1 pseudogene is annotated in these 312 nt (G+C 25.6%); it reads right to left on the bottom strand.

Features of this window, described 5'->3' with window-relative positions:
* Positions 1-312: pseudogene (locus SB658_RS22915) on the bottom strand (AAA domain-containing protein); the annotation flags it as partial.

The raw sequence follows: 312 nt of genomic DNA, 5'->3' as shown, positions 1-312 counted from the left end.
CTAGACTTTTTGAAATTTTCCTGAGTATAATGGGTTTTTCTGTTGAAATCCCCCTTTTTATTCAAATAACTTTTAAAAAGTTGTTTTGAGATTAATTGAATTCTTTCCGTTAAATCATTGAAGTTTTTCATTTCCAGAATGTCTTCAATTCTTTTAATTTCACTTTTTAATTCCTCAAGCTTTAGTCGATAAAAATGATATTGAAGCTGTGTAATGATTTTTTCTTTATAAGATTGATCTTTTATTTGTTTCGGGCTGTATAAGCCATAATAAAAAAGATATTTTGTTTGTTTAAACAATGTCATTCTATTC

Origin of the sequence: Bacillus sp. SIMBA_008, from assembly GCF_046535495.1 — a bacterium.
GTDB classification, from domain to species: Bacteria; Bacillota; Bacilli; order Bacillales; family Bacillaceae; genus Bacillus; species Bacillus subtilis.
The sequence above is the reverse complement of the archived record's forward strand: the minus strand, read 5'-3'. Positions and strand labels throughout refer to the sequence as shown.